Raw genomic sequence first — 21,971 nt, forward strand, 5'->3', positions numbered from 1 at the left:
CATGTTCGGCGTCATCGACCTCCCCACCTACCTGGCAGGACTCGTCCTGATCGTCCTGCTGCCAGGCCCCAACTCGCTCTACGTGCTGTCCGTCGCCGCCCGCAAGGGCGTACGGGCCGGGTACACGGCGGCGGCCGGCGTCTGGTGCGGGGACGCCGTGCTGATGACCCTGTCCGCCGCGGGCGTCGCCTCGCTGCTCCAGGCCAACGCCCTGCTGTTCGGCATCGTGAAGTACGCCGGCGCCGGCTACCTGACGTGGCTCGCGGTCGGGATGATGCGGGCCGCGTGGGGGATGTGGCGCTCCCGGCGCGAGCGGGACGCGGCCGGGGACCTGGCCGGGCCGTCGGCGGGTGCTGGTGCTGGTGCTGGTGTTGGCGCTGGTGCGGGTGCCGGTGCGCCCGCCGTCGCTGAGGAACGGCCCTACCGGCGCGCCCTCGTCGTCAGCCTGTTCAACCCCAAGGCGATCCTGTTCTTCGTCGCCTTCTTCGTCCAGTTCGTCGACCCGGCCTACGCCTACCCGGCGCTGTCCTTCGTCGTCCTCGGGGCCTTCGCCCAGGTCGCCAGCTTCCTGTACCTCAGTGCCCTGATCTTCAGCGGCACCCGGCTCGCGGCGGCGTTCCGGCGGCGCCGGCGGCTGGCCGCGGGGGCCACGAGCGCGGCGGGCGCGCTGTTCCTGGGCTTCGCGGTGAAGCTGACGCTGGCCAGCGCCTGACGCCCCCGTCCCCGGCGGTCGTTCGTCATGTTCCCGCGCCCGCTCCGGCCCCCACCCGGGCCGCGTACGCCGCCAGGCCCTCCGGGTCCGTGCCCGTCCAGCCCACGTAGCCGTCCGGCCTGACCAGGTACAGGCCTGTGCCGAACGGCTCCACCGGCGGGCAGGACAGCACCCGTACGCCCTCCGGCGTCCGCGGGGCCCGCGTGCCCATCGCGAGGAGCGTCCACCGCGGGCCCGCCAGCGACGCGTGCAGGCGTGCGCCGTCGACCTGCACGTCGGGCGCGCGGTCGCCCGCCCGCACCCCGCCCGGGATCTCGCGGTCCGCCACGGCCAGCGACGACTCCCGGTAGCCGAGGCCCAGTTGACGGGTAGCCGCGCCGCGCCGCGCCTGGTCGCGGTGGATCGCCGTGGACAGGGCCAGGATGTGCGCGGCGATCGGGCGGCGCTCCTCCTCGTAGGTGTCGAGCAGGGCCTCGGGCGCCGCCCCGGTCAGCACGGCGGCCAGCTTCCAGCCGAGGTTGTAGGCGTCCTGCACGCTGGTGTTGAGGCCCTGTCCGCCCGCGGGGGAGTGGACGTGGGCCGCGTCGCCGGCGAGGAACACGCGGCCGGCGCGGAAGCGGTCCGCGAGGGCCGCGCGCGGGCGGAAGTCGGAGGACCAGCCGACCCCCGTCACCGACTCGGGGGCCAGGTGGGTGCGTTCGCCGACGACCTTGCGGATGCCCTCCAGGGAGGTGTCGGGCCCGTCCGCGCCGGGGAACTGCGCCACCAGCTGGAAGTCCTCCGTGCCGGCCAGTGGGCAGATCGCCAGGAAGCCGCGGCGCCCACCGCTCCCGTCGGACTCACCGGGGCCACCGGGGTCACCGGAGCCGCCGGTCTCACGCGCCTCGCTCGCCCTGCCCGCCTCGCCCGGCGGGAAGAGGTGCCAGAACCCCCGGTCCAGCCCCTCGACGCGCACGTCCGCCACCAGGATCGGGTCCGGGTCCACTGTCTCCCCGGTCATGCCGATGCCCAGCGCCCGGCGCAGCACCGAGCGGCCCCCGTCGGCCGCGACCGCGTACCGGGCGCGCACCGGCGCTCCGGAGGCGAAGCGGACGGTCACGCCGTCGGTGTCCTGGTCGACGCCCACCGCCTCGCGGCCGAAGGCCACCCGGCCGCCCAGTTCCGTCAGCCGCGCGTGCAGGATCCTCGTGGTCCGCCACTGCGGCACCATCCAGGGGACGGTGAAGCGGGAGTGCGGCTCGCCGTCCTCGGCCGGGTCGAACATCCGGTGCTCGCCCAGCTGCCGGCCGTCCCGCCAGACCATGCCCACCGGGTAGGTGCCCCCGGCCGCCAGGATCGCGTCCAGCACGCCGAGGTCCTCGAAGACCTCCATCGTGCGGGGCTGGAAGCCCTTGCCGCGCGAGCCCGGGGCGAGCTGCCCGCCCCGCTCCACCACCAGCGCGTCCACCCCGCGCCGCGCCAGGTCGATGCCGAGCGCGAGGCCGGTGGGCCCCGCGCCGACGATCACGACGTCCGTGCGGGTCTCTCCTGTGCCCATGCCTGCTCCTTAACGTTGTTAAGTTTCGTCGTCGACCAGCCTGCCCTTAACGTCGTTAAGGAGTCAAGCCCGCCGCTTAACGGTGTTAATTTGGCCGGGTGAGCACCGAACGCCGAGCCCCCCTGGACCGCGCCCGCGTCGCCGACACCGCCCTGGCGCTGCTGAACGAGGTCGGCCTCGACGGCCTCACCCTGCGCGCCATCGCCCGTGAGCTCGACGTCAAGGCGCCCGCGCTGTACTGGCACTTCAAGGACAAGCAGGCACTGCTCGACGAGATGGCGACCGCGATGTACCGCCGGATGGTCGCCGACGTCGGTCCCGCGCCGGGCGGCACCTGGCAGGAGCGGCTGCGCGCCACCCACCACGGGCTGCGCTCGGCCCTGCTCGCCCACCGGGACGGGGCCCGGGTCTTCAGCGGCTCACGCTTCACCGGCACCGATCACGCCGTGCAGATGGAGGTGACCCTGCGCGTCTTCACGGCGGCCGGCTTCACCCTCGCCGAGGCGGTCCGGGCCTCCTCGACGGCGTACGCGTACACCGTCGGCTTCGTCATCGAGGAACAGGGCGTACGGCCCCTGCCCGGCGAGCGCCGCGAGGGCTACGACGTCGAGGAGCGCGCCCGGCTGCTGGCCGACTTCCCGCTGTCGGCGGCGGCCGGCCCGGAGATCTTCGCCGACTACGACCGGCACTTCGAGGAGGGCCTGGAGCTGGTGATCAGCGGGATCGCGGCACGGTACGGCCACGCCTGACGGCGCCGACGCGGATGTCACAGCGAGTTCACCCGGCTGTCGTCGACGGGACATGAAGGTGCTGATCTTACTTTCTTAGAGTCACTTGACTCCCCGCTCAGAATCCAGGTGCGCACCCGTGGCCAACACACCGACCCTGTCCGTCGTCGTCCCCTGCTACAACATCGAGGCGTACGTCTCCGAAACGGTGACCAGCCTCGTCAACAACGCACGGGACGACTTCGAGTTCGTCTTCGTCGAGGACCGGTCCACCAAGGACCGGACCTACGAGGCGCTGCTCGCCCTGACGGAACGGCTGCCGCGCAGCAGGGTGATCCGGCACGAGCACAACGGCGGACTCGCCACGGCCCGCAATACCGGCATCGACGCGTCCGAGGGCCGCTACCTCACGTTCCTCGACGGCGACGACTGGCTGGCGCCTGGCTACCTGGCCCGCCTCGTCGACGTCGCCCAACGGTTCGACGTGGACTTCGTGCGCACCGACCACGTCCAGGTCACCGGCGTCGAACGGGCCGTCCACCGCGCTCCCGAGGGCCGCCGCCACACCCCGCTGGACCCGCGCACCTCGATCCTGCCGGTCGACGACACCACCATGGTCGACTACCCCTACGCCTGGGCCGGCGTCTACCACCGCCGCCTGCTGGACAAGGGGCTGCTGCGCTTCCACGACGGGCTGCGCACCGCCGAGGACCGCCCGTGGATCTGGGGCCTGCACCGCAGGGCGGAGTCCTACGTGGTCGCCAGCCTGCGCGGGGTCTTCTACCGCCGGGGCGTGGCCAGTTCGCTCACCCAGATCGGCGACGTGCGCCAGCTGGACTTCTTCCGCTCCTTCGACCTGGTCCTCGCCGAACTCGCCGACGACCCCGAGGCCGGCCGGCTGCGCACGAAGGCGCTGCGCAACTACTGCGTCGTGATCGCCCACCAGCTGCTGGACCGGGGGCGGTTCGAGCGCGGGGTGGCCGCGGAGCTCAAGCGCCGGGCCGCCGAGGCGCTGCGCGCGATGAGCGAGGACGAGCTGGGGAAGGCCGTCGTGGGGATGGGCGAGGAACGCGTACACCTGCTGCGCCGGGTGCGCGGTGGCCTGAAGGGAGTGGCGGCATGATCCAGATGTTCTTCTCGGCGACCCAGTACGCGGCGGCGACGGTGACCGCCGCGATCCGCGCCGGGCAGTTCGGCCCCCGTGAGGGCGTCCGCCGCATCCTGGTGGTCAGCAACGTCGCCGCCGTCCCGGAGGTCAGCACGCCGCTGGACCGGATGCCGGGCTTCGAGACGCTGCGGCCCGAGTTCGACGAGGTGCGCTCCTGGAACGAGTTCATCTCCCCGCACCACCCGGCCGGCTGGGCGCCGCGCGCCCAGGACGCCCCGCTGTGGGAGAAGGCCGTACGCCTCGCCTGGGACCTCGGCGACGAACCGGTGGAGATCGCCTGCGAGTCGATCCAGGCCAACCCCTCCCGCGCGGTCGCCGACATCTTCGCCGACAGCCCTCTGCACGTGTACGCAGACGGCCTGATGACCTACGGCCCCACCCGCAACCGCATCCCGCACGGCATGAGCAGCCGCATCGAGCGGGTCCTGCACCTCGACCTGGTGCCCGGACTGCGGCCCCTGCTGCTGTCCGAGTACGGCGTCGAGCCCGAGGCCGTGCCCAGCAAAGCGATGGTCGAGGTCCTCGCGCAGCTCGGCGCGTCCGGTGCCGGTCTGCTCGCCGGGCTGCTGCCCGCCGACCACCCGCCCACCGCCGTGCTGCTCGGGCAGTACCTCTCCGCCATCGGCCTGATCAGCCAGGACGAGGAACAGGGACTGCACCTGCGCATGCTGCGGGCCGCCGCCCGCGCCGGGCACCGGGACGTGCTGTTCAAGCCGCACCCGAGCGCGCCCTCCGTCTACAACGAGTCGCTGGAGACGGCCGCCGGTGAACTCGGCGTCCGGCTCACCGTGCTGAACGAGCCGGTCCTCGCCGAGACGGTCTTCGCGTTCCTGCGGCCGAAGCTCGTCATCGGCTGCTTCTCCACGGCCCTGATGACCGCCGCCGCCTTCTACGGCATACCCGTCGCCCGCGTCGGCACCGACCTGCTGCTGGAGCGCATCACGCCCTACGAGAACAGCAACCGGGTGCCGCTCACCCTCATCGACGCGGCTCTGCCCGACGCCGAGCGCGATGAGGTCGGCACCCCGCTGGAACTCGAAGGCATCGCCGAGGAGTTGACCCCGCTGGTGCGGGCCGTGGGGTACTGCATGCAGTCCCGCAAGCACCACGCCCTGCGCGAGGAGACGGCGCTCTGGCTCGCCGCCCACCTCACCGAGTACCAGCGGTACTTCAAGCGCCGCCGGCTGACGAGCCTGCGGCTGCCCGGCGGCGCCCAGGTCCGCGCCGAGGCGCTGCGCCGCCACCCGGCCGTCCGCCGGGCCGTACGGCGGCTGCGGACGACGGCACGCCCCGCGTAACGGCGGGGCGGGGCGCGTCGACTCACGGCATCGCACCGCTTACCACGCGTTAGCGGCACGTTCACATGGTCCCCCTAGGTTCGGCGGATGCCAGACATATCCCGCCGGGCGCCACAGGTGCACGTGCCGCGCCAGCGTGGTGGCGCCGCGCTCGTCTCCTATGTGCTGCCCGTCTTCAACGAGTTCGACGGGATCCGTCACTTCCACGAGGAACTCGTGGCGGCCCTGCGCGAACGACCCGAGTACGCGTACGAGTTGGTGTACGTCAACGACGGTTCCTCGGACGGCACGCTCGCCGTCCTGGAGGACATCGCGAAGAACGACCGGCGGGTCCGGGTCGTGGACTTCGCCCGCAACTTCGGCCACCAGATGGCCATCACGGCCGGGATCGACATGGCGCGCGGCGACGCCGTCGTCGTCATGGACACCGACCTGCAGGACCCGCCCCGGGTCAGCCTGGAGCTGATCGACGCCTGGCGCGACGGCGCGGAGATCGTGCACGCCCGCCGGCGCAGCCGGCAGGACACGTTCTTCAAGCGGACCACCGCGCACGCCTTCTACCGCGTCCTGCGCTCCTCCACCGACGTCGACATCCCCCTGGACACCGGGGACTTCCGGCTCATGGACCGCCGCGCCGCCGACGAGCTGCGGCGCTTCCGCGAGCGCAGCCGGTTCGTGCGCGGCATGGTCGCCTCGATGGGCTTCCGGCAGAGCGAGGTCCACTTCGACCGCGACGAGCGGTTCGCCGGGGAGACCAAGTACCCGCTGAAGAAGATGGCGCGCCTCGCCGTCGACGGGCTGACCGGCTTCTCCACGGCGCCCCTGCGCCTGATCACCAAGCTGGGCTTCGGGGTGCTCGCGCTGTCGTTGCTCGGCATCCTCTACGCGCTCGGCATGAAGGTGCTGCGCCCGGACATCACGGTGTCGGGCTGGACGATGCTCATGGTGGTCGTCCTCTTCCTCGGCGGCGTGCAGATGCTGTCGCTCGGCGTGCTGGGCAGCTACATCGGCCGCACCTACAGCGAGGTGCAGGGCAGGCCCCTGTACACGGTGCGGCAGGTCATCGCGCACGGGACGGACACCGCGCCCGCCCCCGTCCACGTGTCCGTCCCCGCTCCCGTCTCCGTGGGCGGTGACGACACCGGCCATGGCGACCGATGACCTGATGCCCGCCGGCACCGGCACCACGACCCCCGCGTGCCCCGAGGCCCCGGGCCGGGCCCGTGACGTGCGGCAGCTGATCACGTACGCGCTGGTCGGCGGGAGCGGCGTGCTGCTCGACCTGGCGGCCTTCCTGCTGCTCTACGACGTCGCCGGCTGGCACGAGCAGCGGGCCAACGTCCTGTCCACCAGCATCGGCATCACCAACAACTTCGTGCTGAACGCCCTGTTCACCTTCCGCAGGCGGGACCGCCTGCTGGTGCGCTACCTGCGCTTCTACGCCGTCGGCCTGACCGGCATCGCGCTGACCTTCGTGCTGCTCGCGGTGTTCTCCCGGGGCCTCGGCATCGACCCGAACCTCGTCAAGGCCGGTTCGCTGCCCGTCGTCCTGCTCTTCCAGTTCGCGCTCAACAGAAAGTGGAGTTTCGGATGAACCTCGGCGTCATCGGCGCGGGAGCCACCGGCCTGACCGCCGCGTACGACGCGGTCCGGCAGGGCCACGCCGTCACGGTCCTGGAGGCCGCCGACGAACTCGGCGGACTCGCCGCGTCGATCACCGTCGGGGGAGTGCCGCTGGAGCGCTACTACCACCACATCTTCCGCAGCGACCGGCAGATGATCGAGCTGATCGAGGACCTCGGCCTCGGCGGTGCGCTGCGCTTCCACAAGGCGACGACCGGCGTGTTCCGGGGCGGCCGCACGTACCCCTTCAGCACCCCGCTGGAGATGCTGCGCTCGCCCCTGTACGGGCTGCCCGCGGGCATCCGCTTCGGGCTGTCGTCGGCCTGGTTGAAGGTCGTGCGCGACGGTGAGCGCTTCACCGACCGCACGGCGCTGGGCTGGCTGAACAAGTGGGCCGGGCGGCGGGCCACGGAGGCGGTCTGGGAGCCGCTGCTGCGCGGCAAGTTCGGCGACCGCGCCGACGAGGTGTCGATGGCCTGGCTGTGGGCCCGCGTGCATTGCCGCACCTTCGAACTCGGCTACCTGGACGGCGGGTTCGAGCGCGTCTACGCCACCCTGCGGGACCGGATCGCAGAGCGCGGCGGCAAGGTGGAGTTCGGCAAGCGGGTGGACACGATCCGGCAGCCCGACGCGGGCGGGCCGGTCACCGTGCGCACCGCCGACGGCGCCTCCTACGCCTTCGACCACCTGATCGTCACCACCCCGCAGCCGGCCTTCGCCAAGGCCGCCGACGCCCCCGCCGACGACGCGGTGTGGCGCAACCAGTACCTGGGCGCGACCTGCTTCGTCCTGGAACTGGACCGCAGCGCCATCCCGTACTACTGGCTCAACATCAACGAGCCGGACTTCCCGTTCCTCGCCGTCGTCGAGCACACCCGGATGGTCGACCCGGCCGAGTACGGCGGGCGGCACATCCTCTACGTCGGCAACTACGTGGAGCGCGACGACTGGCGCTTCACCACCGAGCCGGCCGAGCTGCTGGACCGGTACCTGCCGTGGCTCCGGCGCATCAACCCGGAGTTCGACCGGACCTGGATCCAGGACTGGCACTTCTCCCGGGCGCCCTTCGCGCAGCCCGTGGTCACGCCCGCGTACAAGGCGCTGATCCCCGGGCACCGCACCCACCTCGACGGGGTGACGCTGGCGACGATGGCGCAGATCTATCCGCAGGACCGCGGGCAGAGCTATTCGGTGGAGCTGGGCCACAAGGCGGCCCGCATCGCCGGGGCCGCCTGAGGACAGTGACGCGGTGACTCAGTGACTCAGTGCGGGTGGCGCAGGGTGCACACCACCAACTGCTGCCCGTCGGTGGGCCTGGGACACCGGTAGGTGGTGCGGATGGCGGAGGCGATGCGCGGGTCGATCACGCCGAGCGAGAGCCAGCTGGGCTGGTAGACGGCGTACGCGGGCGGGTGCTCCTGGGTGATGCAGCGGACGTTCTCCCGGGCGGACGTCAGCGACGGCACCTCGGTGAGCTGCTTGGGCACGTTGAGGAACGTCGGGAACGGGTAGCGGCAGCGCGTCGGGTGGCCGATGTAGTACGCCTGCTGCCCGAACACCAGGTACTGCACCTCGGCGCCGGCCGGCAGCCGGGCGTCCACCTGCTCGGCCGCGTCCTTCGCCGAGCGGGCCTGCGCCTTCAGCTCGGCGTTGGTCGTGACGAGCCGGCCGAGAATGATCCGGACCCCGGAGGACGGCCACACGGTCACCGCCAGGCACACCACCAGCGCCAGCACGGGCAGGGCGGCGGGCACCCGGGGGCCGCGCGCCCCGCGGGGGCCACGGGACAGCAGGACGTCGACGAGCGCGGCGCCGAGGGCCAGGGCGGCGGCGTACCCGGCGAGCACGGCCGCGTCCACGTCCTGGCGGACGGTCGCCAGCAGCGGGGTGAGCACGCCCAGCAGCAGCGCCAGCGCGGTCAGGCAGAGCGGGGGCCGGCCGTGCCGGCCGTACCAGCGGCCGATCGCGAGGCCGGTGAGGGCCGCCGCCACCACGGGCAGGTTCTCCCCGTGGTACGCGAACCAGTTGCCCTGGTAGACGACGACGGCCGCACCGCAGAGCACCAGCAGCACGGTGACGAGCGTCGCCTCCACGCGCTGCCGCCGGGAGGCGAGGGTCAGCGCGAACAACAGCAGGGCGCCCGGCAGCAGCGCGAGCACCGGCGTGAGCACCGTGCGGTCGCCCAGGTAGTACGCGGTCCGCTGGAACACCTCGGAGGCGACCACGGGGTCGTTGCCCCAGGCGTGCGCGTTGATGTGCGGCATGTCGCGCAGCCACTGCACCTCGCGCGAGCCGGACCAGGCACTCACCGCGAACAGCAGGCCGGTGGCGACGGCGGTGGCCGCGGCCAGCAGCACGGCCCGCAGCCGGTCCACGGCGAACACCACGAGCAGCGCCATCGCCGCAGTGCCCGCCGTCGAGTACTTCATCAGCACGGCCAGACCGAGCGGCGCGGCGGCGAGCGCGGCGGCCCGCCACCGGCTGCGCACCCCGAGCACGGCGGCGACGGCGACCACGGAGAAGACGAGGGCGAACCACTCGGGCTGGAGGTAGTCGATGACCGGAGCGAAGGCGAGGGTGAGCGCGGTCGGCCCCGACACGAGCAGCGCGTCGCGCTCCGGCATCCGGGCGCGCAGGACCCGGTGCAGCAGCAGGCCGGCGCCCGCGCACAGGAGCAGGCCGACGCACCGCATCAGCGCCTCGCGCACCGCGTCCGGCCCGGCGGTGAGCGCGTCGAGCCCGGCGATCAGCCAGCGGTAGAAGAACGGCCGGTGCGCGAACACCTCCGACGGGGACAGCCCGGCCCGGCCCGTGGTGCGCAGGGCCGCGAGCACGTACCGCAGGTCGAGGAACACGCCGGTGGTGAGCGTGGTCGCGAGCAGCAGCCCCGCGGTGACGACGGTGGTCGTCCAGCCGGCGGGGGAGGCCGGACGTATCCGGGTGGGCATGCCGGTCACGACCGCGCGGGGTCCTCGACCCTGCGGACGACCAGGGCCCGCTTGAGTCGCGGGCCGATCGGTTTCTCCACGCACTTGTGCAGCAGCCAGGCCAGCCCGAGCATGCTCAGGATGCTGCCGGTGATCGTGACGTACGGGTCCAGGCCGAGGCCCCGGTGCAGGACGCGTATCGCGAACCAGCCCAGGTGCTCGTGGATCAGGTAGAAGGGGTACGTCAACGCGCCGGCCACGGTGAGCCACCTGCCGTTCGCCCGGCTCGTCCAGCCCACGGCCACCGCGGCGACGGCGGCGAAGGCGACCAGGACGATCAGCTGGATGACGTGCGGGTCGCGGTGGAAGTCGCCCTGGGGCCCCGGGTGCCACAGCGCGGTGACCGAGTAGCGCTGGCCGAGCAGGAAGCTCATCACGACGATGCCCCACAGCAGCAGGTCGTTGCCGTAGCGGTGGATCAGGTAGAGGGCGAGGCCGCCGATGAAGTAGGGGGCGTGGTCGCGCATCACCAGCTCGTCGGTCAGCGGGGTGTCCGCGACCCGGGCGAAGGCCCCGGCCAGCGTCCACAGGCAGCAGAACACCACCACGCGCCGGTAGGTGACGCCCCGCCAGACCACGCACAGTGCGAACAGGGCGTAGAAGCGGACCTCGACCCACAGCGTCCAGTCCACGCCCAGCACCCGGTCCACGCCCATCGGCTGCTGGAGCATGGTGAGGTTCACCAGGAGCTCGTCCGAGCGCAGCGGCTTCGTCACCACCGGCAGGAGGTACGCGGCCACCGTGACGACGACGATCGCCGCCCAGTACGCCGGGTACAGCCGGGCCACGCGCGAGCGGAAGAAGTCGCCCAGGCTGCGGCCCCAGCTGCTCATGCAGATGACGAACCCGCTGATCAGGAAGAAGAACTGCACCCCGAGGCTGCCGTACGTCGCGAACTGCGACAGGGTCGGGAACACCTCGCTGGGCGACTGGTGCCAGGACTGCGCGACCTCGCCGTTCTTGCCGGCGTAGTGGTAGCAGCACACCATCAGCGCCGCCAGCAGCCGCAGCCCGTCCAGCGCACGCAGCCGGCCCTCCGCCCGGGGCCGGACCGGGGCCGGTTCGGGCAGGAGGGCGTTCCGCCGCGGGGCCGGCGCCGGCGGGGGTGCCGGTGCCGTGGCTTGGTCAGCCGCGCTCATCCTGGGGACCTTCCGTGGGAGTCGGTGGACGCGTGCACGTTAGGGACCTCCCGCGCATGAGGAATGAGGGACGGCTGACCCGCCGGGGGCGTGAACATGACGATCGGATGAATGGCTGGCCGGCCCGACTCCGCCCCCTCAGCGCCGGTTGCCGGAGGCGCCCCTCTTCAGGGCCCGCGCCCGGCGGGCGATGCGGCGCACGGCCGCGTTGCGCGGGAGGAAGGCGAGCTGGGCCGGCACGGCACCGGGCAGGGCCAGCGCGGCCAGGCGCCGGCGCTTGAAGTAGCGCCAGGTGTGCGGGTCCAGGTGCGCGGCGAGGTACCGCTCGGCCTCGCCCCGCAGGGACGGGTGGATCTTCGGCTGCATCGCGAAGCCGACCGCCCTGAGCAGCGCGGCCAGCTCCGCCACCCGCTCCGGGCCCGGCATGCTCCACGCTCCGACCGCCGCCCCGTCCTCGACGTCCGGCAGCAGGGCGTCGACGATGGTCAGCGGCACCCGGTTGCTGTTCTGGTACGGCGCGAGCCGGGCCAGCACGGTGCCGGTGCCGGCCCGGGCGACGGGCAGGCCGTACAGACCGGCCGCGGTGAGCAGCGCGGTGGAGAAGCAGCCGACGACGAGGGCCGGACGCAGCCGCTGGTAGGCGACCTCCGCGAGGACGGGCCGCTCCAGCAGCGTCAGCCGGGCGCCCAGCCGCTGCGCCTCCTCCTCCAGCAGCCGCGACCAGCGGGCCGGTGCCGTGGGGTGCGGCTTGAACACCAGCCGGCGGTGCCCGAGCGCGACCGCGCCGCGCACCATCGCCAGGTGCAGCTGCTCCTCCTCGGCGTCCCCGAGGATGCCGAGCGCCGAGAGGTACTGCCCGAGCAGCAGCGCGGGCCGCTCCCCGGGACCGGCGCCGGCCGTGGTGGCGGTCTCCGCCCGGGTGCCGGTCTCCGCCTCGGTGCCGGTCTCCGCCCGGGTGCCGGTCTCCGCCTGGATGCCGGTCTCCGCCTCGGCCAGCTCGCCGAGCACCTTCAGGAACGCCTCCGAGGGCACCAGCACCGGCGGCACGCCGAACTCGGTGAGCAGCAGCGGGGTGAGGCCTGGCACCAGGTCCAGGTGGAGCAGCCGGTCGATGCGGGTGCCGACCAGCGGGTCGATCTTGTCGCGGGTGGGGCCGTAGCTCATCAGGCCGTCGGCGTAGACGTCGAGGGGGGCGCCGGTGAACAGCTGGGCCAGCGCCAGCGCCGGGTTCACCTGGATCGACTCCACGGCCAGGTGGACCTCGTCGTCGCCGAGGCCCCACAGCAGCCTCACGTACCGCTCCCACATCGGGACGTCGTCCGCGCGGGGGCCCCAGCCGCCGGGGTGGAAGGGGGTGATGGTCGCGTTCCAGGACAGCACGTCGTCGAACCGCTCACGGATCCGGTCGAAGCCGGGCATCGTGTCGACGGACGGGGTGGTCTCCGGGTTGGCCGCGTTGTTGGTGACCAGCAGCAGCCGGCGGTCCGTCGGCGCGAACAGCCCGGCGTCCAGGGCGGCGGCCAGGGTCGCGGCGCCGAACAGGGTGGAGACGCAGAAGATGCGGGTGGTGCCGGGCATCAGACGGCCACCGCCGACCGGGCCGCCGTGGGACGGCGCCGCACCCGCCGCAGCGTGGTCGCCCGCTCGGTGTCCATGGAGTCCATGACCTCGGCGAGGACGTCCTGCGGCATGCGCCGCAGGGCGGCCGCGCACAGGGAGCGCAACTGGCGGGCCACCGCTGGTTCGAACCTCTCGATCGTGCCGAGGTGGTGGGTCATGATCGCGCAGTAGGTGCGCACGGCCTTGGGCAGCAGCCGGTCGGCCTCGGGGTCGCGCGCGGTCTCCTCGATCACCTGGTCGAAGGCGCGGATGAAGTCCAGCTGCCGCACGTCGCCGATCTGGGTGAGCGAGGAGGCCACCCCGCGCCGGTAGTGGACGCCCAGCAGCCCCACCACGGCGAAGCTGTCCGCCTGCCGGTGCAGCTTCCAGATCCAGGGCCGGTCCTCGGCGGTGCGCAGTCCGTCGGTGAAGTGCAGCAGCCCCCGGTCGACCAGGCGGCGGTGGTAGATGCCGGCCCAGGCGTAGGCGTAGTCCACCGAGGTGGACCGGTCGGCGGGCAGGATGCCGTCCCGCGGGTTCAGCACCGTGCCGCGCCGGCCCAGCGGCACCCGGTGGATGCTGCGCGCCCGCCCGGTGCACTGGACGTGGTCGGTGCGCACGAAGTCGCAGCCCAGTTCCTCGATGGCGGCGAGGAGCCGGGGGAAATACCCGGGGGCGAGCCAGTCGTCCCCGTCCAGGAAAGTCAGATAATCGCCGCGCGCCGCGTCGATGCCGGTGTTTCTCGCGGTGGCCAGCCCCCCGTTCCGCTCGTGTCTGACGAGCACGGCCCCCGGCAGTTCGCGCTCCGCACGCTCGAGGATGTCCGGGGTCGCATCGGTCGAACAGTCGTCGACCAGAAGGAACTCGAAGTCCTCCCGCGTGTTCGCACGCAGGCTCACCAGGGTGTCCGGCGCGTATTGCTGCACGTTGTAGAACGGCACGATCACGGAAAGCTTTGGCACGGCGAAACCCTAGGACGCATCGGGGCGGCAGGAATTTCCGCCCGGGATACAGCAGGTGAACTCGATGTGTCGGGACAGTGCCCCGCTTCTGCTTCCCGGCCGAAATCAAGCCGATTCGGCCCCAGGTGATGTGTTGTTAACTCACTGTTGACTTGTGGTTGGCACGTCGCTGGATTTCGCTTTCTAGCGTCTTGACCGTGCCACCGAGCAATACGAAGAGCCTTCGGATCGCCGTCCTCGCGGACTCCGACACCCGCTGGAAATGGGGGGCGTCGACCGCCGGACGCGTCGCCCCCGCCGCCCCCGCCGCGCCCGCCGCGCCCGTCGTGGACGGGTTCCTGCTGCGCGGCCGCGCCACCCCCACCCCGCGCCAGCTGGCCGAGGTGGGCGTGCGCGCCGACTCCCTGCGCGAGGTCACCGCGGCCGAGTTCCTGCGCGTCATGGCGCGGGAGTCGTACGACGTGCTGGTCCTCGCGCTCGTCGGGGGCGGTGTGCAGGCCGTGCTGCACGGGCTGCGCCGGGTCTGGGAGGACCGCACCGACCGGCCCGTCGTCGTCACCGGTTACGTCGGCGTCGTGTACGAAAAGCTCGCCGACGGGCTGCTGTTGCGCCACGGCGCGGACCTCGTCCTCGCCAACTCCCGCCAGGACGCGGAGCGGTTCCGGCAGGTGTACGAAGGGGTCGGCGCCGACGCCTCGTCGGTGACCGAGGTGGCCCTGCCGTTCCTCGGCGGCGCGCCCTACACCGGCGAACACGAGCCGTACACCGTGGTGTTCGCGGCCCAGCCGTCCGTGCCGGAAACCCGCCGGGACCGCACCTACCTGCTGGAGCGGCTGGTCCGGCACGCCCGGCTGCACCCCGGGCGCGAGGTGCTGCTGAAGCTGCGCTCCCGGCCGGGCGAGCACACCACCCACCTGGAGGAGCTGCCCTACCAGAAGCTGGCGCAGCGCCTCGACCTGCCGCCCAACTTCCGCCTGGTGTACGGCAACATGGGCGAGGTCCTGGACCGCACCGACCTGATGGTCACGGTCAGCTCCACGGCCGCCCTGGAGTCCCTGCACCGCCGCGTCCCCACCGTCGTGCTGACCGACCTCGGGGTGCGCGAGGCGCTCGGCAACCACCACTTCGTCGGCTCCGGCTGCCTCGCCTCCTGGGACCAGCTCGACGCCGGCCACCGGCCCGTGCCGGACGAGGAGTGGGTGGCCCGGCAGGGCGTCGCGGCCGACGGAGGGTACGGGTCGGCCTTCGACGCGGCCCGCGAGCGCATCGCCGAGCTGCTCGGCCGGCCCGGGGGACTGCCGCCGCTCGCGCCGTACTACACGCCCGAGACCGCCCCCGGCTACCTGCCCGGCGTCCTCGCCCGCCACCACCTCGCCCCCGACGGCTCCCTCCTGCCCGGCGCCCCGGCCGCCGACCGGGAGCCCGGCCCCGTCCGCCAGATCGTCCGGCGCGCCGCCCGCGGCGCCTACCGGCACGGCGTCCAGCGCGTGGCCCCGGTCATCCGCCGCATGGGCGAGCTGTGACCCCCGCCGCGGCCGCACGGGGCGGTGGAGCCACGGAGCCCGCCCCGCCCCCGCCGCACCCGTCCCCCGACCGAGGAGTTCACCCCATGCCCCACCCCGACGGCCCCCCGGTGCGCCGGGTGCTCGCCGTGATTCCCGCGCGCGGCGGCTCCAAGGGGGTGCCCGCCAAGAACCTGGCCCCCGTCGGCGGGGTCCCGCTGGTGGTGCGGGCGGTCCGGGCGTGCCTGGCGGCACGGCTCGTCACGGACGTCGTCGTGTCCACCGACGACCAGGCCATCGCCGCCGTGGCCCGCCAGGCCGGCGCCGAGGTCGTGCTGCGGCCCGCCGCCATCGCCGGTGACACCGCCACCTCCGAGGCCGCCGTGCTGCACGCCCTGGACGCCCACGAGGCCCTGCGCGGCGCCCCCGTCGACGTGGTGCTGCTCGTCCAGTGCACCAGCCCCTTCCTGGTCCACGAGGACGTCGACGCGGTGGCCGGCGCGGTCGCCGAGCGCGGCGCCGACACCGCCGTGACCGTCGCCCCCTTCCACGGTTTCGTCTGGCGCGACGCCGAGGACGCCTCCGAGGGCGGCACCGGCGTCAACCACGACCGGGCCCACCGGCCGCGCCGCCAGGACCGCCCCCAGGACTACCTGGAGACCGGCGCCGCCTACGCGATGGACGCGGCGGGCTTCCGCACCCACGGCCACCGCTTCTTCGGCCGGACCGAACTGGTCCGCACCGACCCGGCGCGCGTCCTGGAGATCGACGACCCGCACGACCTGGCCCGCGCCCGCGCCCTGGCCCCGCTGCTCGACGCGGACCGCCCGGGCGCCCTCCCGACCGCCGGTGACATCGACGCGGTCGTCCTGGACTTCGACGGCACCCAGACCGACGACCGGGTGCTGATCGACGCCGACGGACGGGAGTTCGTCTCCGTGCACCGCGGGGACGGACTGGGCATCGCCGCCCTGCGCCGCAGCGGCCTGGCGATGCTGGTCCTGTCCACGGAACAGAACCCGGTGGTCGCCGCCCGGGCCCGGAAGCTGAGGCTCCCGGTGCTGCACGGCGTCGACCGCAAGGACCTCGCGCTGAAGCAGTGGTGCGAGGAGCAGGGCATCGCGCCGGAGCGCGTGCTCTACGTCGGCAACGACGTCAACGACCTCCCGTGCTTCGCCCTCGTGGGCTGGCCGGTGGCGGTCGCGAGCGCCCACGACGTCGTACGCGGCGCCGCACGCGCGGTCACCACCGTCCCCGGCGGCGACGGCGCGATCCGAGAGATCGCCGGCTGGATCCTCGGCCCCTCCCTCGACTCCCTCCACACCTAAGGACAGTTCCTGCCATGAGCACCAACTCCCGCCTGCGCACGTTCGGTTCCCGCGAGGTCGGCCCGGGCCGCCCCGTCTACATCTGCGGCGAGATCGGCATCAACCACAACGGCGAGCTGGAGAACGCCTTCAAGCTGATCGACGTGGCCGCCGAAGCCGGCTGCGACGCCGTGAAGTTCCAGAAGCGCACTCCCGAGATCTGCACCCCGCGCGACCAGTGGGACATCGAGCGCGACACCCCCTGGGGCCGGATGACGTACATCGACTACCGCCACCGCGTGGAGTTCGGCGAGGACGAGTACCGGCAGATCGACGCGTACTGCAAGGACAAGGGCATCGCCTGGTTCGCCTCCCCGTGGGACACCGAGGCCGTGGCCTTCCTGGAGAAGTTCGACGTCCCGGCCCACAAGGTCGCCTCCGCCTCCCTCACCGACGACGAGCTGCTGCGCGCCCTGCGCGCCACCGGCCGCACGGTCATTCTGTCCACCGGCATGTCCACCCCGAAGCAGATCCGCCACGCGGTGGAGGTCCTCGGCAGCGACAACATCCTGATGTGCCACGCCACCTCGACCTACCCGGCGAGGGCCGAGGAGCTCAACCTCCGCGTGATCAACACGCTGGAGAAGGAGTACCCGAACGTCCCGATCGGCTACTCCGGCCACGAGACCGGCCTGCAGACCACGCTGGCCGCGGTCGCCCTCGGCGCGGCCTTCGTCGAGCGCCACATCACCCTGGACCGCGCCATGTGGGGCTCCGACCAGGCCGCCTCCGTCGAACCCCAGGGCCTGACCCGCCTGGTGCGCGACATCCGCACCATCGAGGCGTCCCTCGGCGACGGCGTGAAGAAGGTCTACGAGTCCGAGCGCGGCCCGATGAAGAAGCTGCGCCGCGTCACCGGCGTGGTCGCCGAGGCGGAGATCGCGGCCGCGGCGGGCGAGCCCCTGACGGTCTAACCCCGGCCGCCGATCCGCACCCCGACAGCGCCCCACGACGGGATGGTCGTACGAGGATGAGCCCCCGCGCCGGGAACACCGGCACCCCCCACACCCTCGCCTTCGTCGAGAGTCCGGTACAGCTCCTGAACGTGCTGGAGTGGGCCCACGCCCAGGGCCTGCGCCCGCGCGAGGAGCCCGGCGCGGGGTTCACCCTGGTCGTGTTGTCGCCGACCGACCCGATGACCCGCGGCCAGCTGCGCCGGATGGCCGAGCTGGCCCGCGAGGAGGGCCACGAGGTGCGCTGGGAGGAGGCCCGTGGCGGCGCCACGGCCCCCTTCCGCACCGTCGGTTCCCTGGCCGGCCTGCTGCGGCGGGCCGACCGGGTCGTCATGGGCGACCCGTTCTCCCGCTACGTCCAGCTGCTGCTGACGATCACCCGGGCCCGGTCCCTGGTGGTCGTCGACGACGGCACCGCGACGATGGAGTTCGTCGCCCAGCTCGCGCGCGGCGAGCGCCTGGTGCGCTGGCACCGCAAGGGCGGCCGGCCCGCCCCGCGCGACCTGCTCTTCGCGCCGGTGTCGGCCCGGGCGCGCCGCCGGCTGTCCCCGGCCGGGAACCGGACGGTGGAGGTGTTCTCCGCCATGCCGGTCGAGGAGAGGCCCGAGGGCGTCACGGTCACCGCCAACGCCTTCGCCTGGACCCGGGAGCGCTTCGGCCCGCCCCACCTGATCAACGGCGCCGACCTGGTCGGCACCTCCCTGGTGGAGACCGGTGTGGTGGACGGCGAGCGCTACCTGGAGGCCGTCCGCACCCTGGCCGAGGCGCACGGGGTGCACCGCTACTTCGCCCACCGGCGCGAGAGCGCCGACAAGCTGCACCGGCTGGCCGTGGAGACCGGCCTGGAGGTCGTCCGGCCCGAGCTGCCCCTGGAACTGATCGCCCGCCGCGGCCCGGTCGGCCGCACCGTGCTCAGCTTCCCCTCCACGGTCGTGCACACCCTGCCGCTGGCCCTGGCCGGCACCGAGGTGCGCATCGTGGTCTGCGACATCGACCCCGGCTGGCTGACCGAGCACGCCTCCCCGCGCGCCGAAGGCTTTCTCGCGGGCGTCACGACCACGGCCCGCGGCGTCCACCGGCTGGCGGCGGTGACCCCGGCGTAGGCGTGCGGCGGTCCCGTGCGCGCCGACCGGGACCGGAGCGGGGGCCCTTACCTCCCGGGTAATCGCGACCCCGCTCCGGCGTCGGTACGTTCGACGCGTCGCCCCAGCAGACGTGCCGAAGGAGCCGGACATGACCGCCTACGCCTTTGCCCACCTGCACCACAGCGCCCTGCACCCGGACGTCGTCGAGTACATCGACCGCATCCAGGACACGCTGGACCCCTTCCAGGGCCGGTTCCTGCTGCACGGCCCGCCGGCCGAGGTGGTGGAGGGCGGCTTCGAGGGCAACCTCGTGCTGATCGCGTTCCCCGGCCTCGCCGAGGCCCGCGCCTGGTACGCGTCCCCCGCCTACCGGGAGATCCTGCACCTGCGCACGGACCACATCGCCGGGGACATCGTCCTGGCGGAGGGCGTGGCGCCCGACTACGACCCCCGCGCGACGGCGGCCACGCTGCGGGCGGCCCTCTGACCGGTGCCGGCGGGCCGGCACCGGTCAGAGGGCCACTCGCGGGACCTACGCGGTGCGCGTGCGGGCGTCCAGCAGGACCGCCGCCGTGAACAGCTCCACACCCACCCGGATCGCCGACTCGTCCGCGTCGAAATCGCCCTGGTGCAGGTCGCGCACCGTGCGCTCGCCCGGGGGGCGGACGCCGAGGCGGGCCATGGCGCCGGGGACGTGCTCCAGGTACCAGGAGAAGTCCTCGCCGCCGAGGCTCTGCTCGGTGCTCTCCACGGAGTCGGCGCCCCGGCGCGCGGTCATCGCGCTGTCCAGCAGGTCGACGACCTCGGCGTCGTTGACGACCGGCGGCACGCCCCGCACGTAGTTGATCTCAGACTTGGCCCGGTGCAGGTTGGCCACCTCGTCGATCGCCGCGACCACCATGTCGGGCGCCAGCCGCCAGGCCTCGATGTCGAGGCAGCGCACCGTGCCGGACAGCTCGGCGTGCTGCGGGATGACGTTCGGCGCGTGACCGCAGTCGATGCGGCCCCAGGTGACCGCCAGCCCGCTGCGCGTGTCGATGCGCCGGCCGACCAGCGCCGGGACGTCGGTGACCACCCGGGCCGCCGCGGTCACCAGGTCGGTCGTCAGGTGCGGGCGGGCGGTGTGGCCGCCGGGGCCCTCCAGGGAGATCTCCAGCCGGTCGCAGGCCGAGGTGATCGGCCCGACCCGCAGCCCGATCCGGCCGGCGTCCACCCGCGGGTCGCAGTGCACGGCGATGATCCGGCCCACCCCGTCCAGCGCGCCGCACGCGATCGCGTCGGCCGCGCCGCCGGGCAGCACCTCCTCGGCGGGCTGGAAGATCAGCCGCACCGGGCGCGGCAGCAGGCCGTCGCGGTGCAGCTCGGCCAGGACCAGGGCGGCGCCCAGCACCACGGTGGTGTGCACGTCGTGGCCGCAGGCGTGCGCGCGGTCGGGCACCGTGGACCGGTACGCGCAGTCGATCTTGGTGTCCGGGATGGGCAGCGCGTCGATGTCCGCGCGCAGCGCCATCACGGAGCCGGTGACCGGGTCGACGTCGCCGATGTCACAGATCAGGCCGGTGCCCCCGCCCAGCACCCGCGGTCGCAGGCCCGCCTTCTCCAGGCGGGCCTTGATCGCGGCCGTGGTGCGGAACTCCTGGTTGCCGAGCTCGGGATGCATGTGCAGGTCGCGGCGGAAGGCGACGAGCTCGGCGCGCAGCTCCTCCGGGAGGGCGCCGGGGAGCGCTGCGTGCCCGGCGGTGGCGGCGGGATCGGCCTCGGACTCTCGGGACATCAGTTGCTTCACCCTTTGAAGGGTAGGACGCCGGGGCGGTCAACCGACCCACGATCACCAAACTTCAACCCGTCAGGCGAAGAAAAATTGGCCGCGCGGCGCATGGCGGTTGTGTCGGGTGGGTAAACTCGCCCGTCCTCCGGCCGAGCCGATCATGGGCTCCACCCGTCGTGCACTCCTCGTGCCTCCTGCTCTTTCCTCCTCTTCCTCCGGCTTTCCTTCTACTTTCTTCCTCTTCCACGGATACCACGCGTCGCCACAGAAACGCTGGAGTTGTCCATCCAGCGAACCGGCCACCGCCGCCGTGCCCGGTCCGTCAGGTGGCGGAACCATCACCACCGCGCGGCGGTTCGGCCACACGGCGTGACCCCCACCCCGCCACCGGGCACGGTGCCCCCATGGCGACCCCGGCGAACGACCTCGTGCAGGCATGCGGATGTGCCCCGGATCCCTTCACCCTGCTCCGGCTCGGCGTGTTCGACGCCGTCTCCCTGCTCCTGGGCATGGTCCTCGCCATGATCGTGCTCACGGGTCTCGCCGGCTGGGTGCTGGCCACGCTGGTGTGGCTCGCGGGATGGCGCGGCCGCCGCGCCCGCGCCCGAGCCCGGCGGCTCGTACCGGACGAGGAGGCCGTCCTCACGGACGCCGGCCGGCTGCTCGCCCGCTTCACCCGGTACGAGGACGACTCGCCGCCGTGACCCCGCCCCGGCCAACACCCGCGCCCGTCAGGTCACTTCACCGCACGCGCCCGTCCGCCGCGGGTAGAGTCCGCTCCCGTGACCGACTCCGACGCAGGGACCACGACCACGCGGGCGGACCTGGCGGACGCCCTCCGGGCCGCCCGGGACTCGTACGACACGATCGCCGAGGACTACACCGAGGAGCATCCCGACGGCCTGGGCGACGGCCCGCTGTACGGCGCCCTGCTCACCGCCTTCGCCGACCTGGTGAAGGAGGCGGGCGGCGGACCGGTGGCCGACGTCGGCAGCGGACCGGGGTACGTCACCGCCCGGCTGCACGCCCTCGGGGTGCCGGTCTTCGGCGTGGACGTCTCGCCCCGCATGGTCGCGCTGGCCCGCCGCGCCCACCCCCACCTGCGCTTCCACGTGGGTTCCATGACCGCGCTCGACCTGCCGGACGCCACGCTCGGCGGTATCACCGCGCTGTACTCGATCATCCACGTCCCGGACGAGCACCTGCCGGCGGTCTTCGCCGAGTTCCGCCGCGTGCTGGCCCCGGGCGGCCACGTGATGCTCCTCTTCCAGTTCGAGGAGGACCTCGACGGCCGGCACCTGGCCGAGCGCTACGGCCGGCCGGTGGACCTGCGCTACCACTGGCGCACCCCGGACACGGTGGCCGGCCTCCTGACCGGCGCGGGCCTGGAGGTACGGGCCCGCGCCGTCCTCGCCCCGGAGGGACCGTCCCTGCTGCGGATGCCCCGGGGCTACGTCCTGGCCCGCCGGCCCGCGTAGGACGGGCCCGGCACCGACGACGGACGGGCCGGTCCACCGCGCTCGGTGGACCGGCCCCCCGGCGC

General features: G+C 73.3%; 20 protein-coding genes. 14 read left to right on the top strand and 6 right to left on the bottom strand.

What is annotated here, in order from left to right:
* Position 1 precedes the first annotated feature (1 nt).
* Complete coding sequence (gene leuE, locus E4U91_RS21510) at positions 2 to 712, top strand: leucine efflux protein LeuE (RefSeq protein WP_137308343.1); 711 nt, start codon at positions 2 to 4, stop codon at positions 710 to 712.
* Between the two features lie 25 nt (positions 713 to 737).
* Here the strand turns inward: leuE and E4U91_RS21515 are convergent, their stop codons facing one another.
* Complete coding sequence (locus E4U91_RS21515) at positions 738 to 2,249, bottom strand: FAD-dependent monooxygenase (RefSeq protein WP_137308344.1); 1,512 nt, start codon at positions 2,247 to 2,249, stop codon at positions 738 to 740.
* A gap of 98 nt (positions 2,250 to 2,347) precedes the next feature.
* On the opposite strand from E4U91_RS21515, the gene E4U91_RS21520 reads away from it, so the two are divergent.
* The 6 genes from E4U91_RS21520 (at position 2,348) to E4U91_RS21545 (ending at position 8,302) form a co-directional block, all read left to right on the top strand.
* Positions 2,348 to 2,998: a TetR/AcrR family transcriptional regulator gene (locus E4U91_RS21520; RefSeq protein ID WP_137308345.1), complete on the top strand. Its 651-nt coding sequence runs from the start codon at positions 2,348 to 2,350 to the stop codon at positions 2,996 to 2,998.
* Positions 2,999 to 3,116: 118 nt separating this feature from the next.
* Complete coding sequence (locus E4U91_RS21525; RefSeq protein WP_137308346.1) at positions 3,117 to 4,100, top strand: glycosyltransferase family 2 protein; 984 nt, start codon at positions 3,117 to 3,119, stop codon at positions 4,098 to 4,100.
* Positions 4,097 to 5,443, top strand: a complete 1,347-nt coding sequence (locus E4U91_RS21530) for a polysialyltransferase family glycosyltransferase (RefSeq protein WP_137308347.1) — start codon at positions 4,097 to 4,099, stop codon at positions 5,441 to 5,443. The genes E4U91_RS21525 and E4U91_RS21530 overlap by 4 nt, the downstream gene beginning before the upstream one ends.
* Positions 5,444 to 5,530: 87 nt before the next feature.
* The gene (locus E4U91_RS21535) at positions 5,531 to 6,604 is read left to right on the top strand and encodes a glycosyltransferase family 2 protein (protein ID WP_241678650.1); all 1,074 of its coding nucleotides are present in this window, start codon (positions 5,531 to 5,533) and stop codon (positions 6,602 to 6,604) included.
* Positions 6,591 to 7,037: a GtrA family protein gene (locus tag E4U91_RS21540; RefSeq protein WP_241678651.1), complete on the top strand. Its 447-nt coding sequence runs from the start codon at positions 6,591 to 6,593 to the stop codon at positions 7,035 to 7,037. The genes E4U91_RS21535 and E4U91_RS21540 overlap by 14 nt, the downstream gene beginning before the upstream one ends.
* On the top strand, positions 7,034 to 8,302 hold the full coding sequence (locus E4U91_RS21545) for an NAD(P)/FAD-dependent oxidoreductase (protein ID WP_137308348.1): 1,269 nt from the start codon (positions 7,034 to 7,036) through the stop codon (positions 8,300 to 8,302). Before E4U91_RS21540 ends, E4U91_RS21545 begins: the two co-directional genes overlap by 4 nt.
* A gap of 26 nt (positions 8,303 to 8,328) precedes the next feature.
* On the opposite strand, the gene E4U91_RS21550 is transcribed toward E4U91_RS21545, so the two are convergent.
* The 4 genes from E4U91_RS21550 to E4U91_RS21565 all read right to left on the bottom strand — a co-directional run bounded on the left by E4U91_RS21550 (position 8,329) and on the right by E4U91_RS21565 (position 13,753).
* Positions 8,329 to 10,023 (bottom strand): hypothetical protein, encoded by a 1,695-nt coding sequence (locus E4U91_RS21550; protein ID WP_137308349.1) that lies wholly within the window; start codon positions 10,021 to 10,023, stop codon positions 8,329 to 8,331.
* The gene (locus tag E4U91_RS21555) at positions 10,020 to 11,192 is read right to left on the bottom strand and encodes an acyltransferase family protein (protein ID WP_174867837.1); all 1,173 of its coding nucleotides are present in this window, start codon (positions 11,190 to 11,192) and stop codon (positions 10,020 to 10,022) included. Before E4U91_RS21555 ends, E4U91_RS21550 begins: the two co-directional genes overlap by 4 nt.
* A gap of 138 nt (positions 11,193 to 11,330) precedes the next feature.
* The gene (locus E4U91_RS21560) at positions 11,331 to 12,770 is read right to left on the bottom strand and encodes a polysialyltransferase family glycosyltransferase (protein WP_137308350.1); all 1,440 of its coding nucleotides are present in this window, start codon (positions 12,768 to 12,770) and stop codon (positions 11,331 to 11,333) included.
* Positions 12,770 to 13,753, bottom strand: a complete 984-nt coding sequence (locus tag E4U91_RS21565) for a glycosyltransferase family 2 protein (protein WP_137308351.1) — start codon at positions 13,751 to 13,753, stop codon at positions 12,770 to 12,772. The genes E4U91_RS21560 and E4U91_RS21565 overlap by 1 nt, the downstream gene beginning before the upstream one ends.
* Positions 13,754 to 13,950: 197 nt before the next feature.
* On the opposite strand from E4U91_RS21565, the gene E4U91_RS21570 reads away from it, so the two are divergent.
* The 5 genes from E4U91_RS21570 (at position 13,951) to E4U91_RS21590 (ending at position 19,147) form a co-directional block, all read left to right on the top strand.
* The gene (locus tag E4U91_RS21570; RefSeq protein WP_137308352.1) at positions 13,951 to 15,276 is read left to right on the top strand and encodes a DUF6716 putative glycosyltransferase; all 1,326 of its coding nucleotides are present in this window, start codon (positions 13,951 to 13,953) and stop codon (positions 15,274 to 15,276) included.
* 86 nt (positions 15,277 to 15,362) lie between these two features.
* Positions 15,363 to 16,583 (top strand): acylneuraminate cytidylyltransferase, encoded by a 1,221-nt coding sequence (locus tag E4U91_RS21575; RefSeq protein ID WP_137308353.1) that lies wholly within the window; start codon positions 15,363 to 15,365, stop codon positions 16,581 to 16,583.
* Between the two features lie 14 nt (positions 16,584 to 16,597).
* Positions 16,598 to 17,536 (top strand): N-acetylneuraminate synthase family protein, encoded by a 939-nt coding sequence (locus E4U91_RS21580; protein ID WP_137308354.1) that lies wholly within the window; start codon positions 16,598 to 16,600, stop codon positions 17,534 to 17,536.
* A 56-nt stretch (positions 17,537 to 17,592) separates the two neighbouring features.
* Positions 17,593 to 18,678, top strand: coding sequence for a hypothetical protein (locus E4U91_RS21585; RefSeq protein WP_137308355.1), 1,086 nt, complete (start codon positions 17,593 to 17,595; stop codon positions 18,676 to 18,678).
* A 130-nt stretch (positions 18,679 to 18,808) separates the two neighbouring features.
* Entirely contained in the window at positions 18,809 to 19,147 is a 339-nt protein-coding gene (locus E4U91_RS21590) for a DUF1330 domain-containing protein (protein ID WP_137308356.1), read from the top strand.
* 45 nt (positions 19,148 to 19,192) lie between these two features.
* On the opposite strand, the gene E4U91_RS21595 is transcribed toward E4U91_RS21590, so the two are convergent.
* The gene (locus E4U91_RS21595) at positions 19,193 to 20,434 is read right to left on the bottom strand and encodes an amidohydrolase (protein ID WP_137308357.1); all 1,242 of its coding nucleotides are present in this window, start codon (positions 20,432 to 20,434) and stop codon (positions 19,193 to 19,195) included.
* A gap of 398 nt (positions 20,435 to 20,832) precedes the next feature.
* Between E4U91_RS21595 and E4U91_RS21600 the strand changes: the two genes are divergently transcribed.
* Complete coding sequence (locus E4U91_RS21600) at positions 20,833 to 21,132, top strand: hypothetical protein (RefSeq protein WP_137308358.1); 300 nt, start codon at positions 20,833 to 20,835, stop codon at positions 21,130 to 21,132.
* A 78-nt stretch (positions 21,133 to 21,210) separates the two neighbouring features.
* Positions 21,211 to 21,906, top strand: a complete 696-nt coding sequence (locus E4U91_RS21605; protein WP_174867838.1) for a class I SAM-dependent methyltransferase — start codon at positions 21,211 to 21,213, stop codon at positions 21,904 to 21,906.
* Positions 21,907 to 21,971: the final 65 nt, after the last annotated feature.

It is taken from the genome of Streptomyces lasalocidi, assembly GCF_005280215.1.
GTDB classification, from domain to species: Bacteria; Actinomycetota; Actinomycetes; order Streptomycetales; family Streptomycetaceae; genus Streptomyces; species Streptomyces longwoodensis.